This window comes from Nostoc sp. (assembly GCF_036917935.1).
Classification (GTDB): Bacteria; Cyanobacteriota; Cyanobacteriia; order Cyanobacteriales; family Nostocaceae; genus Nostoc.
On sequence record NZ_JBALEL010000002.1, the window covers coordinates 219,795 to 236,006 of the forward strand.

At 41.7% G+C, this 16,212-nt stretch carries 9 protein-coding genes and 1 pseudogene; 4 read left to right on the forward strand and 6 right to left on the reverse strand.

The genetic code is table 11. From position 1 onward, the window contains the following. The first annotated feature begins 834 nt into the window (after positions 1-834). From V7K62_RS01260 to V7K62_RS01275, 4 genes are all read left to right on the forward strand, one after another. Positions 835-1,569, forward strand: coding sequence for a calcium-binding protein (locus tag V7K62_RS01260; RefSeq protein WP_334860891.1), 735 nt, complete (start codon positions 835-837; stop codon positions 1,567-1,569). Positions 1,570-2,033: 464 nt separating this feature from the next. Next, positions 2,034-3,719, forward strand: a complete 1,686-nt coding sequence (gene ilvD / locus V7K62_RS01265) for a dihydroxy-acid dehydratase (RefSeq protein WP_334860893.1) — start codon at positions 2,034-2,036, stop codon at positions 3,717-3,719. 265 nt (positions 3,720-3,984) lie between these two features. Beyond that, positions 3,985-4,353 carry a hypothetical protein gene (locus V7K62_RS01270; protein WP_334860895.1) on the forward strand — a complete coding sequence of 123 codons (369 nt, stop codon included), beginning with the start codon at positions 3,985-3,987 and terminating at the stop codon, positions 4,351-4,353. Positions 4,354-4,384: 31 nt separating this feature from the next. After that, positions 4,385-5,830 carry a caspase family protein gene (locus V7K62_RS01275; protein ID WP_334860897.1) on the forward strand — a complete coding sequence of 482 codons (1,446 nt, stop codon included), beginning with the start codon at positions 4,385-4,387 and terminating at the stop codon, positions 5,828-5,830. Between the two features lie 202 nt (positions 5,831-6,032). Here V7K62_RS01275 and V7K62_RS01280 read toward each other — a convergent pair whose 3' ends face one another. From V7K62_RS01280 to V7K62_RS01305, 6 genes and pseudogenes are all read right to left on the reverse strand, one after another. Beyond that, positions 6,033-6,167: a type II toxin-antitoxin system HicA family toxin gene (locus V7K62_RS01280; protein ID WP_334860899.1), complete on the reverse strand. Its 135-nt coding sequence runs from the start codon at positions 6,165-6,167 to the stop codon at positions 6,033-6,035. A 41-nt stretch (positions 6,168-6,208) separates the two neighbouring features. Beyond that, a complete protein-coding gene (locus V7K62_RS01285; protein ID WP_334860901.1) occupies positions 6,209-6,418 on the reverse strand; it encodes a type II toxin-antitoxin system HicB family antitoxin in 210 nt (69 codons plus the stop codon). 173 nt (positions 6,419-6,591) lie between these two features. Next, complete coding sequence (locus tag V7K62_RS01290; protein WP_334860903.1) at positions 6,592-7,377, reverse strand: Uma2 family endonuclease; 786 nt, start codon at positions 7,375-7,377, stop codon at positions 6,592-6,594. Positions 7,378-7,413: 36 nt separating this feature from the next. Then, positions 7,414-8,052 (reverse strand): annotated as a pseudogene (locus V7K62_RS01295) (Uma2 family endonuclease). Positions 8,053-8,058: 6 nt separating this feature from the next. Then, positions 8,059-9,978: a sensor histidine kinase gene (locus tag V7K62_RS01300; RefSeq protein ID WP_334860905.1), complete on the reverse strand. Its 1,920-nt coding sequence runs from the start codon at positions 9,976-9,978 to the stop codon at positions 8,059-8,061. A 108-nt stretch (positions 9,979-10,086) separates the two neighbouring features. Beyond that, entirely contained in the window at positions 10,087-16,017 is a 5,931-nt protein-coding gene (locus V7K62_RS01305) for a trifunctional serine/threonine-protein kinase/ATP-binding protein/sensor histidine kinase (protein ID WP_334860907.1), read from the reverse strand. Between the last annotated feature and the right edge of the window lie 195 nt (positions 16,018-16,212).

Here is a 16,212-nt window from a genome sequence, read left to right on the forward strand (position 1 = left end):
AAGCCAAATTGTGACGCCAGGGGTGCAGCGATCGCACTGGTCTAACAAGGGAATGGCACTAAGTTAAAATACATCCCCTGCCCAGGATAGATTAAGAGCCTCCAGTAGCTTGACCAGAGACCTTAGGGAATACATTCCCAGCCTTAAGACTGGGAACGAGGTGACACAAGCCTTTGGGCTTTTCTTAATACCATTCGTCTAATAAGGCTTTTAACTTATTGGCAATTATTTGTTATATATAACTACAGAAACCACTAAATAAATATCAATAGGCAAAACAAAGCCTATCTGAACAAAGGTTTCAAATTTTGTTCTGGCGAGAGAATAAAAATAAGATTAATTATTATTTCTTATAAATACAAAAAATATGCTGAAAGGTAATACTATACTCTTGTTATTCTGAATACAGTCAGAATGTCCTCAAGCCTATGCAATTACGTAGGAGAAAATCTACTTATTCCTTAGCATTTTACGACTGGAACCAGTAAAAACATAAGGTACAAGGACATAACATGATTTTTGGTACAATTTTGATGTCAACACGATCAATACATCCAGTGCTGATCAAATCTTCTCAAGTCTTCAGACTTCACAGCAAAGACGTGTTCCAATCAGGTTTGGTTGAGTTATCTCTTCACCACTCGTGACCTTTTCACCTTGTTTTCTTGGCATTGCTGAATGAGAGTGTGAAATTACCAAATTCCATGTTTGAAATTGTTTGCTTTGTGCCTTTGGGGGAAACCAAATTTATACTCTTAATCAGCAATGCCGTTTTATAATGGGGAAGTGAAGAGGTAATTTTTTTACCATCTAAGTTTAGGAGAAACTCATTAAATGGCAACTTCAATATCAATCTCCTACGGGAGCAACAGTTCTAGTTCTAGTTCTAGTTCTAGTAGTAGCAGTAGTAGTGGTAGTAGTAGCAGTAATGGTAAGAGCGATGTCGTTAACGCTAGTGGTGGGAACAGTACCCTTATCGGTGGTAGTGGCAACAGTACCCTTAACGCTGGTGATGGCAACGATACCCTCTTTGGCGGTACTGGCAACGATGTCCTTAACGCTGGTAGAGGCAACGATACTCTTAACGGTGGTACTGGTAACGACAGCCTCTTTGGTGGTACTGGCAACGATATCCTGATTGGCGGTACTGGCAACGATATCCTAACTGGCGGTACTGGGACTGATGTTCTGACTGGCGGTGATGGGAATGATGTCCTGACTGGCAGTAGTGGGACTGATCGTCTCACTGGAGGATCAGGTAGCGATGTTTTCGAGTACAACTCAATTTATGAGAGTCTACCTGGTTTGTTACGCGATGTGATCACTGACTTTCGTGGAAACGGTAGCTTGCCAGGCGATCGAATTGATCTATTTACTATCGACGCCAACTCCACTATTGGGGGCAACCAAGCTTTCACTTTCATTGGGAGTAGCGCATTCTCGGCACCCGGTCAAATCCGTTATTCAGGAGGTATTCTTCAAGGAAGCACTGATGGGGATCGGTCGGCTGAGTTTGAGATTGGGCTTGAAGGATCACCACAAGTAGTGGCAAGCGACTTTATCCTTTAATTTAATATACCTGCCTTGAAAATAAGGCAGGAGGCAGAAGGCAGAAGGTAGCAGAGAATGAAAATATCTCTTTCTCAATCCTCAGTCCCTAGTCGCTATTTTCAAGGCAGGTCTAATCTGGAAGAAGAATTTTGGTACAAAGTTGGAGACACACCAACTTTGCACCAGAATCAATATAGTGAGCCATGAGCGCGGAAAATCGGAGCCTCAGCTTGTACAAGGGCTTTTATTTCACATTTAAATTCGCATTCCTATCCCTAGGATTTCCGGCAGTCTAGATGCCTACCCCACAAGAATCATCCCTATTTTATGCAACGCTCAGATGAAGATTTATTATAATTAGGGCTAACCAAAAGACACGGTGAAACATAGAGAATTACTCATGTTCGATCGCACCGCCCAGGCATGAGAAAATCAGGTAATACAATCGCAACTGTTGCGATGATGGCACGGAAGGAAAAAAGATGTCGGAGAATTTGAGAAGCCAAATTGTAACGCAAGGGGTGCAGCGATCGCCAAATCGAGCTATGCTGCGGGCAGTTGGTTTTAAAGATGAAGATTTCAATAAAGCCATTGTGGGCATTGCCAACGGTTACAGTACGATCACTCCCTGCAATATGGGGATAAATCAACTGGCACAAAGGGCAGAACTTAGTATTAAAGCCGCTGGCGGGATGCCGCAAATGTTCGGCACAATTACCATTAGCGACGGGATTTCGATGGGAACTGAAGGGATGAAATATTCCCTAGTGTCGCGGGAAGTCATTGCCGATTCCATTGAAACCGCCTGTACTGGACAAAGTATGGATGGTGTGCTAGCGATTGGCGGTTGTGATAAGAATATGCCAGGCGCAATGCTGGCGATCGCGCGGATGAATATCCCGGCTATCTTTGTTTACGGTGGCACCATTAAACCCGGTCACTATAACGGACGCGATTTAACTGTTGTCAGTTCTTTTGAAGCTGTTGGTCAATACAGTGCCGGAAAAATTGACGAAAAGGAATTATTAGAAGTTGAAAATCGGGCTTGTCCTGGTGCTGGTTCTTGTGGGGGAATGTTCACAGCTAACACCATGTCTTCAGCATTTGAAGCCCTGGGGATGAGTTTGCCCTATTCCTCGACAATGGCGGCGGAAGATGCCGAAAAAGCCGACAGCACCGAAAAATCAGCGTTTGTGTTAGTCGAAGCTATTCGCAAACAAATCTTACCCCGCGAAATTATTACCCGCAAATCTATAGAAAATGCCATTTCTGTAATTATGGCGGTGGGTGGTTCGACGAATGCAGTGTTGCATTTTTTAGCGATCGCCCGCGCTGCTGAGGTAAATTTAACTATAGACGACTTTGAAACTATCCGCGCCCGCGTTCCCGTTTTGTGTGATTTGAAACCAAGTGGTAAATATGTTGCTACAGATTTGCACAAAGCTGGCGGCATTCCGCAAGTAATGAAGATGTTACTTGTGCATGATTTATTACACAGTGATAGCCTCACCATTAGCGGCCAAACTATTGCAGAGATATTAGCAGACATACCAGAAGAACCATCTGCCAATCAAGATGTGATTCGGACTTGGAATAACCCGATGTATCCTCAAGGACATTTAGCTATTCTCAGAGGTAATCTGGCAACGGAAGGATCTGTCGCCAAAATTACTGGGGTGAAAAAACCAGTAATTACCGGCCCCGCACGGGTGTTTGAATCGGAAGAAGCCTCTTTAGATGCAATTTTGGCGGGTAAGATTCAAGCTGGTGATATTCTAGTCATCCGCTACGAAGGGCCGAAGGGCGGCCCGGGAATGCGAGAAATGTTGGCTCCCACCTCAGCAATTATCGGTGCTGGTTTGGGTGATGCTGTGGGATTAATTACCGACGGGCGCTTTTCTGGTGGTACTTACGGCATGGTGGTTGGTCATGTTGCTCCAGAAGCGGCAGTTGGTGGTGCGATCGCTCTTGTAGAAGAAGGCGATAGTATTACTATTGATGCACCGGCTCGTTTATTGCAATTGAATATATCCGAAGAAGAATTGGTTCGTCGTCGCGCTAACTGGCAACCTCCGGCTCCGCGTTACACAAAAGGCGTGTTGGCGAAATATGCCAAATTGGTATCTTCTAGCAGTATTGGTGCTGTAACAGATTTGGACTTGTTTTAAGTCAACTACCTACACTGTACTGACGGTACAGTGTAGGCTTGCTAATTCATTCAAAGTATGGAATATCGGATATAGGTGCGTGTATGGTTTATTGAAAGCTAGACGGGCGATACTCCTATTTGTAGTAATTTTTACCTAAATTTTATGAATTTTTGTAAAAATCTTGAAGAAGTTTCAGGAAATTTACATAGCAGTTATGATGTCAATAGAGAAATCACGGAAATATAGTTGACAGTCAACTACTTAAAACCGAAAAGGGTACAAAATGAATAATGTCAAACTAACGATCGCTCTTGATAATCCAGACTTAGATGCAGAGGAGCAAGAGCGGGAAACGCGAAATCTCTTGCGAGAAATTAGAGACTTAGATGTAGAAAGTGCTGAACTTGTAGCAGTTGCGGAAACACCCAAAGATTCAAAGGCGTTTGGAGGTTTCCTACTGGGTGTGTTGCAGGCTGAGGTGAGTATTACCAATTTTAAGAAAGTATTGGGATTTTTGGGCGATCGCTTGGGTAACAAAACTATTGAGTTGGAAGTTGAGGCTAACGGTAAAAAACTCAAGGTTAAAGCCAGCAGCCAGCAAGAATTAATGACTGCGATTGCAGCAGCACAAAAGTTTGTAGCAGCAAGCTGAGAAATGCCATAACAGGAAAGAGGATAGGGACATGACGAAGGTAGCACTCCTAATAGGAATTAGTGATTATGAGGTTGGTCTTAACCCATTACCAGCGTCGGTAAAGGATATGCAAGAGATCGCCAAAGTTTTGCAGCATCCAGAAATGGGTGATTTTGCTGAAACAGATATCCAAAAACTGGAGAATCCTGATCCTCAGAAAATGCAGGAAGCGATCGAGAAGCTGTTTAGCGATCGCGGTAAGGATGATCTAGCAATAGTTTACTTCTCCGGTCACGGCATTAAAGATGAGAGCGGCAAACTTTACCTTGCTACTCGCCTAACACGTAAAAATACTCAAGGACAACTCATAAAATCAACTGCTGTTCCCGCCAGTTTCATTCATAACATCATGAGCGATAGCCGCTGCAAGCGCCAAGTCATAATTCTCGACTGTTGTTTTAGTGGTGCTTTTGCCGAGGGTTGGTCAGCCAAAGATGATGGTTCTGTCAATATCCAGACACAACTCGGCGGAGAGGGGCGAGTTGTCCTGACCTCCTCCACTTCGACTCAGTATTCTTTCCAGCAACAGGGAGACAATCTTTCGACTTATACTCGTTATCTCATTGAGGGTATTGAAACAGGTGCCGCAGATTTAGGTAATGATGGTGCAATTTCGGTCGATGAGTTGCATGAGTACGCGAAAAAAAAAGTTCAAGAAGCCACTCCCGCCATGAAACCAGAAATCTATGCTTTCAAAGAAGGATTTAAAATCCTGTTGTCTAAAGCACCAATTGGTGATCCAAAACTTAAGTATCGCAAAGAAGTAGAGATTTATGCCAGTCGGGGCGAGATTTCGATTATTGGTCGCAGAATATTAGATGCCCTACGTCAGAATTTGGGGTTGCTCCCTGAAGAAACTGCTGCAATTGAAGCTGAGGTTTTAAAACCTTATCGAGAGTACCAACAAAAATTGCAGGAATATAAGCAGGCATTAGTTGATGCGATTGGGCGCGAGCAGACTTTGAGTGACTATACTCGCAATGATTTGCGACGTTATCAAGAAATTTTAGGACTTAGAGATGAAGATATAGCGTCAATTGAAGAAACACTAATCGCAGGAGAAGTCACACATCAAGCTATTAATGTTTCTGAGTTAGATAAGTACCTGCAAGTTATTACTTCCAAGCTAGGAAAAGTCACATATCAACCTATTAACCTTTCTGAGCCTCCACCATCAGTACAGCCACATCATCGTGTAGAGATACCTTCTCAGCCAAAGTCTTCTTCATCAAATCAAACAACGACACCAAAAACCCATAATTCCATAGAGAAAGTGCTACTGCGGGTAATTGCTGTGCCTTTCTTTCTTGTTGGCGCAGTTTGTGCAATCGGGGCACTTTACGGACTTTTTAGCGGTAATGGAGTACAATTTGTTATATGCCTACTTTTCAGCATTCCTTTTATGTGGTTAGGTACTTCTATGTGGAAACCTTAAATATTTTTACTGCACTTTGATTTTGACTAAGATATGCACTTTTTGAAACAACCAGTGCGATGATCGTTAAATATAGAAATAACAAAAACTGATTTAATGCTGGCGATCGCACTGACTCATTCTGATATTTCAAAATAGCGATCGCATCCAGTCTTTAACTTACAACAACTCGATAAACTCATCAACACTCAACCCAACCTGTCTAATAATTTCCCGGTAAAGTTCCTTTATCTAATTCTTGATGATTTGGAACAACGACTTCAGCAAATGGCTCATGCCGACGTAAAATAATGTGGCTTCCACGTTGTCGTAAAATATAAAAACCAGCCTTTCCCAAAGCTTAAATGCACTCTTGACCAGAAACGAGCGGTAACTTACTCATACATCGACCAAAACAGTTTCCAGATGATCTTCTGGAATAGGCCGACCTTCTTCTTTTAAAACCTCAATATATAGTTCTATAGCTTCCTTGATGTTGGCAACAACTTCTTCTTTGGTCTTCCCTTGGCTGATACAAGCAGGTAAGCTAGGACATTCAGCCACCCAGTAACCATCTTCTCCTGGATATATAATTACTTGCCGTTTCATCTATTACTCCTACAAAATAAGTCTTAGAGGATGTTTGAAAAGTCTACGGTTGTATCCCCTCGATTATCGGGGGGAAACCTTCTCAAAGTCCTCCAATTTATCGGAGGATTTAGGAGGATCTAAAATCTAGTCACGAATGTGCGGTTTGCAGAAATCAAAAAAGCCAAAATCTCTCACAAAATATCTGGATTTTCCCCTAGTTCTCTTAATCTAGCCGCTAAACGAGCCGCCTGTGCAACTGCGGCTTCCTCTCTTGCAGCAGCAACTTCTGCTTGTGCAGTTGCGGCTTGTGCTTGTGCAGCAGCAACTTCTGCTAGTGCAATTGCTGCTTCTTCTGGTAGCAAAACCAAATTACCAGCCACATCGTAAAACCGCAACCATATCGCTGTTTCTCTGTCTATTATTCCCTGACTCGTCCCCAACCATAAACCTAAACGCTTACACCATAGCCACCCGCGCTCATTTGGTGTCAAAGGCTGATACTGCTGATTATCATCTAAATGCCACCCCTGCAAAGAATTAGGATCAAAGGGATCATAGACAAAATAATCTGATGTTCGGAAAGTTTGTTCATAAAGGTTTTTCTTAATACCCTTGTCTATTGCTGCGGTAGATGGTGACATTAATTCCACGATGACATCAGGATAACGACCATTTTCTTCCCAAACTACCCAACCTTGTCTAGAGTTATTACCGTCAACATTTAACACCGCAAAGAAATCTGGGCCTCGTAAATCACGGTTACGAACCTGGGTGCTGCTGTAGTAAATAAACATATTGCCCCCAGTGAAGAAATCATTGCGATCAGCCCAAGCTTGTTGCAATGACCGAATCAGCACATTCATAGCAATACGGTGACGATTTGATTCCAAGGGTTCACCATCATCAAAAATTAAATCTGTGGGCGGTGTGGGGTGTTCCCAGTCTAGAATGGCTCTTGGGTTGTTTTCGGTAGTCATGAGCGATCGCCTTTCTCAGAAAGCCTTAGATTTTTATCATAAATTATTCTTGACCCAATCTCGAAAATTACGCATAGCTTGACTTCTGCCAATTGTTAAACACTGCTGAACATATTCATTAACTAATTCAATAATTGGAATACCAAGAAAATTAGGACTAGATTCAGATTTTATATATTTTCCTTCTTTTAGCAAGGAAATTTCTAAACCTTGTTGTGTATGTCGCTAAAGTTCAGGAACTCCCAAAATTTCATAATTTTCAAATCAAGTGCGAGAAGTAATATCAATTTCGATTGCTAAATCTGGTGGTGGGTCTATATTTAAATCAATGCGATTTTTACCAATGATAGCAGCTTGATTTTGAATATAAAAACTGGTATCTGGTTCTACTGCTTGCCGCGATCGCTCATTTTTAAGTGTTGTAGAACCGAAAGGCTCAAAATCAATTTGGAGTTTGTCTAATAGGATTTTGATTAAATCACCAATAAGCTCTTTATCTTTTTCGTGTTCTGGTAGGTAAACCATAATTTCTAACCAACCATCACTATAAGAAATACGTGCAGCACGTTTTTCTCCCATTTCTACCAAAATATTTTCTAACTGCTGCCAACTAATATCTTGGAGCAACATTTCTTGACCAGGTTTAATAATAATTTGTTGCAGTTTTAAAAGCATAAGATTTTACTTTTTGCTTGTTAAAGGAATACGGATGGTAAACTCTGTTCCACATCCTGGGGTAGAATCAACTTCGATAGTTCCTGTATGTTTGTCTACAACAATTTGATAGGCGATCGCCATTCCTAATCCGATTCCTTTGCCCACAGGTTTAGTAGTAAACATGTGGTCAAATACCCGTTGCTTGACATCCTCTGACATCCCAATACCATTATCGTAAATCTGCACGATCGCGTCATGAGTTGATTCGTCAATTTGGGTTTGGAGCTTAATTTGATTAGGATTAGTTTTAAGATCCTCAAAACTCCGTTTTTGGCTGGCTTCTTCCAATGCATCGATCGCATTCACCAAAACATTCATAAACGCCTGATTCAGTTGCCCTGCGTAGCATTCTACTAGAGGTAAATTACCGTATTTCTTAACGATCTGAATTTCTGGTAGATTGGGCGTGGCTGTGAGGCGACGGTTCAGAATCATCAGAGTGTTGTCTAATCCTTCATGAATATCTACAAATTTCATGTCTGCTTCATCGAGGCGCGAGAAATTACGCAGCGACAGCACAATTTGGCGAATGCGCTTGGTTCCCACTTGCATTGATGTCATTAGCTTGGGTAAATCTTCTGCGAGAAACTCAATATCAAGGTCTTGGGCGCGATCGCGAATTTCTGGTGTCGGATTTGGGTAGGTTTGTTCATAAAGCTTTAGCAAGTCGAGGATACCTTCACTGTATTCAATGGCATGGTTGAGGTTGGCATGAATAAAATTAGCAGGATTATTGATTTCGTGTGCCACCCCAGCAACCAATTGTCCTAGACTAGACATTTTTTCGGTCTGGATGAGTTGAGCTTGGGTATTTTGCAATTCTTTCAGGGTTTTGCTGAGTTGCTGCGCCTGCTGGCTGGAAATAAAGGCGCGATCGCGAATCTGTTCATATAATTGCACCTGTCGCCATGCACTAATCAACCCAACCACCAACAATCCTCCCAAAACCGTGGCCAACAGGTTCAACGCCTGCAATGGCGATTCAATATTTTCTTGTGGCACAATCAACGCTACCGACCAATTTGCTTCTCTCAGGGGAGTGTAAGCAACATAGCTCCATTTACCATCCAATTGAGCCAATTCAATGTTTGTGTGTTTAGCCACCATTTGTTGAGTAATTTCAACTAATCTGGGATTGGAGGAGTTAAGGAAACTCTGAGCGGCTTTTTCGGGTGTACCAATTAGTTCCGTGTTGGGATGAGCGATGGGAACTCCTTGAGAATTCAACGCAAAGGCATAGCTGCCTTTACCTTGATGTAAATTGCCGATCGCCTCAACTACTCGCTTAATCGGAATCCCTCCCATTAAAACACCTGCTGGCTTTGTGCCTGTTTCGGCAGGAATTGGCGAACTGATCTGAATCTGTAACTGACTGTTTGTGCGGCCAATAATTGGATCGGCGGCTACCGTTTCACCCGCCATACTCCGCTGAAAAAATTCTCGATCTTTAACATTGGGATGACCCCCTTGAGTATTAATTAATGTACCATTTGGTATGCCTAATGCCATGAGCAAAAACGTTTGCAGCCGCTTCACCTCAGATTGTAAGTAAGGTTCCATCACAGACCAATCTAGCGATCGCACCACAAGGGAATTTGCCAAAGTCTTAATTTCTGTCTTGCGAATGGCTAACCAGTTATCAATTTCATCTTCACCTTGGTGTGTTTTTAACAGTACTTGCTCCTTGAGACTATCGAGCAGCAACCCCTTAACAATCTTGTAGCTAGTGATGGCAGTGACGCTAATGCTAATGGACAAAATCACCACAATTGATAACAATAGGAAGTTTCGCGATCGCCATTTCAATGAATAGTAATTTTGGTTAATTGGGGTATACCATCGGGGATTGATTTTCAACCAGCTTTTGCGTAATTTAAGGATCATCGTTGCTTTATTCCAAGTTAAAATTTCAAAGGTAAAAATCAATAGTGCTGAGTAAAGTAGAAATTACTCAGCACTGGCTCAACCTTAGCTATCCGCTAACAGCAGTCTTTATTGTCGTTGAGTAGAGATTTGAATGACAAACTCTGTGCCCTGTCCAAGTTCTGAAGTACAGGAAAGTGAACCGCCATGTGCTTCAACCACAATTTGACGAGCGATCGCTAATCCCAATCCTGTGCCTTTTCCTACTGGTTTGGTGGTGAATAAATGGTCAAATACTTTTTGTTTAATCTCCGGTGACATTCCCATACCATTATCAGCAATCTTAATCAAAACGTGCTGACCTGAGTCTGTTACACGGGTTTGAATAGTGATGCAATTAGGGTTGGCTAGAATCGCTTCCAAACTATGCTCTGTATTGTATTGTTCAAGTGCATCAATGGCATTTGCTAGCAAATTCATAAACACCTGATTAAGTTGTCCAGCAAAGCATTCCACTAGGGGTAGTTTGCCATAATTCTTCACCACCTCAATTGCCGGACGGTTTTCGTTAGCTTTTAAACGGTGTCTGAGAATTAGAATAGTGCTGTCAATGCCTTCGTGAATATCAAAGGGAACTTTATAATCTTTATCTGCTCTGGAAAAGGTTCGCAAACTGGTACTGATACTGCGGATACGACTAACACCCAATTTCATCGAGTCTAGCAATTTAGGTAAATCTTCGCGTAAATAATTCAGGTCGATGGCATCAATTTCATCTTGAATATCTGAGCCAGGATTAGGAAACTTTTGTTGATAAAGGTTAATTAGTCCAAACAAATCTTTGACATAATCTTTGGCTGGTTCTAAGTTGCCGGCAATGAAGCCGACAGGATTGTTGATTTCATGGGCAATACCTGCTACCAAATTACCAAGGGCAGACATTTTTTCACCCTGCACTAATTGCAATTGCATCGTTTGCAGTTCTTGCAAGGCTTGTTCTAATTGTTGTTTTTGCTGTTGCAGCAATTGTTGTGCTTGCTGGCGTTCGGTGATGTCTTCAGAGGTGCTAAGGATACCAAAAACGTTTCCTTCTCTATCTTTTAAAGGAATTTTATTTGTATTCGACCAGTTTTGTTTTCCGTCTACTTGCTGAACGGTTTCGATAATGTTGAGTTCAGCTTGTCCAGATTCCATAATGCGGCGATCGCGCTCTACAAAAAAATCTGATTGCTCACTAGTCCAGGGAAGGTTGTAGTCTGTTTTACCAATAACATTTTCTGGCACTCCTAGACCCCAAATTTGAGTAAAGTTATGGTTACAACCTAAATAAAGACTATTGCAGTCTTTCCAGAAAACAGAGTGGGGAATATTGTCGATAATTAACCGCAAAAATTGTTCAGTCTGTCCAAGGTTTTGTAGACTATCTTGTGCTTGCTGATAAAGTCGAGCGTTTTCTAGAGAGATTGCAGCTTGAGTACATAACAGATTGAGAATTTCGACGCGATCGCTCGTAAACGCCCCAGTGGTAAGATTGTTTTCTAAATACAAAATCCCCAACAGTTTGCCTTGATACAGAATCGGCGTACATAACAAGCTTTTGGGTTGCTGACGAATGATGTAGAGATCGGAGATCAGCGCCGGATGGACTGTTGCATCAATGATGACGGTAGGTTGCAGGTTGCGTTTGACGGCGTAAATCAGGCTATGGGGAACGTCTGCACTATCTTCCACAAAAATGGACTGTAGCACGGTTGATTGCTGCCCAACTTCAGCAGTCGCCTCAACTACCAATCTACCTTCTTTAAGCAATAGTAAGGCACACTTATCTGCTCCAGCATTTTCAATCACTACTTGTAGCAGCTTTGTAAGTAATTTATCGAATTCAATTTCACTGGAGAGAGTTTGAGAAGCTTTGAAAACTGTTGCCAAATCTAGTATTACTGATGTATTGCTGCTAGAGGTTACTGACTTGCTGATGCTTGGGTGCAAGGTAGCAATAGGATTAATCTTTGTGATCGTCTCATCGGGCGTGAATAGCGATACTCTTTCAGAGTCACTTCGTGAAGGCTTCTGTTGTAAGATGGGGGCTAGCAATTGTGGATAACGCTGTTCTAGGTCATCAACTTTGGCTTTAGCACCCCAGCGAGTGTAGCAATAGTAAGCATTAATCAAATACTCTTGGGCAATGCGTTCTTTGTCCCATTCTAAATAAAACTTGGCTGCAAGTTCGTTGGCGAGAGCTTCTTCGTTGAGGTATTCGTTTTCTTTAGCTTTCGCAATGGCGCGATCGTATGACTCGATTGCATCCATATACTTGCCAGTAATTCTTGCCATTTCCGCAGATAACAATAGATATCGATGCAGAAAGTTTTGTGGGCAATTATTCGCCCAGGTTTTATGAGTTTGTTGATGTTCTCGGATAATCTCCCAATACTGTTTTTTCTTCTCTAATGTCGCATTGGGATAGAGAGCTATCAAACTGAGTGGATAATAAAAATGATATTGAATAATTGGAAAGAAACCAGAGTTAGAAGCAAGGGTTTTATCAGCTTCTTCTGCCGCTTTTACAGCATCTTCGTAGCGACCATAAAGGTACGACAATTGGATTTTGAGAAAACAGTACCAGTTAATTCCATGCTCAAAGTTATTTTTCTGTCTCCAAACTTCTATATAGGGAATATCTTCGCTATTGTAATCATCTAATAAATCGGTATTTTTAGATATATCTTGCAAATTCAGTAAAAACTGCCGCTGTAAAGTAAATGCATACAGCATATTGGCATCATTCACCTGTTCCACATAGCTCAAATATTTTTCAGTTTCCGCATAGACTTCAAAGAGGCGATCGCCCTTAATTAACATCGCCCAAATCAGAAACGAAACTGCCCAGACGCCAAATACCAAATTTCCTGTTTCTTGACATATTTGGAATGATTGCTGAGAAAGTGGTAAATTCGTTTTTAAATGCTGATTATAGGGATTAATGGTGTGTGCAAAAATATTATTTGTCTTGAAAATAAATTGAGTGCTATTGAAATGACGATCAAGTTTTAGTGCTAACGTACCGAACTCATAAGCAGTTTGATAACTTCCTTGATTTGCCAGATTCATCCCATACAGACAGTAAGCAAAACCAGAGCTTTCTGCATTGCCATATTTCAACGATAAACCGATCATTAATAGAGGAACCAAGCAACTGAGGTGTTGATCTCCTCCCATATAAGCGGCTGCCCAAACGTCGGCTAAAAGACCCATACAGACCTTCTTATCTGGATCTGTCATCTCAGGCAAATCGAATAAATCTGCTGTCCGAACCGTTTGAAGTTTAGCTTTTAATTCTTGAGGTTCAGTTTCGATGGCAGCTTGCTGTTCTTCAGAAGTGACTGGCAAATGCATCCCCATGATGCTTAAACCTTTCAACCCAGCTTCAAAGCCAGCTGCTATATTTTCGCCCTGAGTCATTTTCAGGTACATCTGAATTCCATAAATATCTGCCTGTTGAAATTTATCTGGGCTATGATTCAAAGCAATATCGAATAATGTCTCTGCCTGGTAAAAATTGCCAATTATATATTCACATTCCGCAGATTGTCGATATAATGCAAATGTAAGTTGATAGTTAGTCAGCCAACTTTCTTCTATTAGCAACTCTCTGCCTGATGTAAAATATTTAACGGCTGCTCTATAAGCAGTAGAAGCTTTGGCTTTTTTTCCAGCAATTAGATTCAGTTGAGCCAGTTCATATCTTTGTGATTGTTCACTAATTATATCAATGCCCTCATTTAACTGATTAACAATATCAAAAATCCTGGCTTCAATTGCTTCCGGCGATATATTGTTTAATAGGAGTTGTCCAATTTTTAGATGAGTAGCTTTTCTTTGAGATTCAGGAATTAGAGAATAGGCAGCTTGCTGAACGCGATCGTGGAGAAAGTTGTAAGAGCAGGAGTCAGGATAACTGTGTTGCTGAAATTCTGAATTTTGAATTTTGAATTCAGACTCATCTTGGTAGAACTTGTAAACTTCATTGGTAGGAATAATTAACCCATCTTGCACTGCTTTCCAAAAGTCTACAGCTGTTTCCACCTGGGATTTTTCATAGACAATCGCTAATGTTGCTAAATCAAATTTGTTTCCCACACAAGCCGCTAATTTCAAAACTTCTTGAGTTTCGATTGGCAACTTCTGAAGTTGAATTGCCATAAACTCTACGACATCATCGCTCAGGGCAAGAAGGCGCACCTGAGCAATATCACATTCCCATCCCCCGTTGTAGAAACTGGCGTGGGACTGAGGGAAGTTAAATGTAATTAGTTGATCTTGGTGTAGCGCTTTGAGAAACTGGGTACTGAAGAAAGGATTGCCTTTAGTTTTGCTCAATACTAACTCTGTTAACGGTGCGGCTAACGTTAGGGAGCAACTCAATGTATCTGCAACTAAATGATTGATAGAAACCTGCTCAAGGGGAGCTAAGGTAATCGTATTGACTGTAGCGCCTAACCTCTGAATCTCTTCCAAAGTCAACATTAGCGGATGTACTGGGTTGACTTCGTTATCTCGATAAGCACCAATTAATAGTAGATAGCCGATGTCAGCTTCACTCATTAACAACTGTATTAACTTTAAAGAAGCAGAATCTGCCCATTGCAGATCATCAATAAAAATCACTAATGGATGTTCTCTTGTCGTGAAGACTTGAGTGAACTTCAAGAACAGCAAATTGAAGCGATTCTGGGCTGCACTCCCAGAGAGTTCCGGTGCAGGAGGCTGTTTACCAATCATAGTTTGCAGTTCTGGAATTACCTCAATCATCACTTGTCCGTTCTCACCCAAAGCAGAGAGAATTTTGCACTTCCACTGCTCCAATTGAGCGTCAGGTTCACTCAGCAGTTGCCCGATTAAATCTCGAAAGGCTTGCACAAAGGCAGAGAAAGGGATGTTGTGAAACTGGTCAAATTTACCTTTAATGAAATAACCCCGTTGTCGCACAATTGGCTTGTGGACTTCGTTAACCACAGCAGTTTTGCCAATCCCAGAGAAGCCTGCCACCAAGATAATTTCCGTGCTTCCCTGACTGACACGCTCAAAAGCATTTAGTAAGCTTTCAACTTCAGTTTGGCGACCGTAAAGTTTTTCTGGGATGATGAAGCGATCGCAAATATCCCGCTCACCTAATTTAAAGGATTTAATTGAGCCAATTTCCTGCAATTGATCCAAACATTTTTCTAAATCAAATTTCAGCCCTAATGCACTTTGATAGCGGTTTTCAGCATTTTTTGCCATCAATTTCATCACAATGTCACAAAGAACTTGGGGAATTTCTTCTTCCCTTCTGCCTCCTAATTGATCCGGTTGCTTGGCAATATGACAGTGAACCAACTCCATCGGATCGTGAGATTGGAAGGGTAGGTGTCCAGTCAGTAATTCATAGAAGGTAATACCAAGGGAATAGTAATCACTGCGATAATCAATTCCGCGATTCATCCGCCCGGTTTGTTCTGGAGAAAGGTAGGCGAGAGTACCTTCTAAGACATTAGGGCTGTAAATTTCGCGGGTTTCTCTAGGTAAAAGAGAGGCAATGCTAAAGTCAATCAACTTGACTTGCCTGGTTTCCGGGTTAATGAGGATATTGGCGGGTTTGATGTCTTTGTGGATAACTCGATAGCGATAGAGTCCGTCAAGAATATTGCTGAGAGCGATCGCAATGTCCAAGAACTCTGTCAAAGTATGTTGGTTGTCCCCCATTTCTCTGTTCATCCAATCTCTGAGAGAAATGCCGCCAAAATCCTCCATTACCAGAGCATAGCTGTTGCAGTAAGGTTCCAGACTGTAGGGACGAACAATACCAGGTAGATCAAGATTTTTAGCGATGGTGTATTGATTACGGAATAGCAGCAGTTCGTTGAAGGTGGGATACTCCTGCTGAAGCAGTTTGATCACAACCGGAAGTCGATCATCCTCTCGAATTGCACGGTAAACCAAGGTTCTAGAGCCTGCATAAAGTTGTTCGCTAATTTGATAGTTCAAAAGCTTGTCCATCGGCCCAACTGCTGTATTCATACTTCATCAACTCTTGTTAAATCAGCTATTTATTTAAAGTAGTTTGCCCAAAAATCGGCTTTTGCTAACTTAGTTTTCTTTTGGGCGATACCGAACAGCGCGTCGTAGACATCGCAGTTAACTTGTATGATCTGTCTTGAGCAACTCAAGCAAAACTCTCACTATTTCCGGTAAAATCAAGTTCTGAGGACTGTG